At 71.6% G+C, this 613-nt stretch carries 1 protein-coding gene; it reads left to right on the forward strand.

Annotation, left to right across the window (positions count from 1 at the left end):
• Positions 1–613: sigma-70 family RNA polymerase sigma factor (locus tag WCS02_RS20960; RefSeq protein ID WP_340296236.1), on the forward strand; the 613-nt coding region annotated here is incomplete at both ends.

Genomic DNA, 613 nt, shown 5'->3' on the forward strand with positions numbered 1-613 from the left:
ACTTCTGATGGAGGAGGTCGTCGCGCTGTACCTGCCGTCCGCCCGCCGGATGGCGAGGCGGTTCCGGGGGCGGGGTGTGGCCGATGAGGACTTGCTGCAGGTGGCGTCGCTGGGGCTGTTGAAGGCGGTGCACGGGTACGAGCCCGGTCCTGGGCGGGTGTTCTTGGCCTACGCGACGCCGACGATCCGGGGGGAGCTGAAGCGTCACTTCCGGGACTACGGCTGGGCGGTGCGCCCGCCACGGCGGTTGCAAGAGCTGTCGGCCGAGCTGTCGGGGGTGGTGCAGCGCCTGACGCACGAGCTGGGCCGGTCCCCGACCTACCGAGAGATCGCGGTAGCCGCAGGTGCGGGGGAGGAGGAGGTCATCGAGGCCGTGACGGCCGGGCAGGGGTACAGCACGACGTCCTTGGACGCGCCCCGAGGTGAGGACGGGTCCACCTGGGCGGACTGGCTGCCAGACGGGACAGGGGAGGTGGACCTGGTCCCGGACCGGGTCGCGCTGCGAGAGCTGCTGCTGCGGCTCCCCGACCGCGAGCGGCGGATCCTGGCGCTGCGGTTCTTCGCGGGAATGACGCAGTCAGAGATCGGCGCGGAGGTGGGCGTCACCCAGATG

This window comes from Aquipuribacter hungaricus, assembly GCF_037860755.1.
In the GTDB taxonomy this organism is placed as follows: Bacteria; Actinomycetota; Actinomycetes; order Actinomycetales; family JBBAYJ01; genus Aquipuribacter; species Aquipuribacter hungaricus.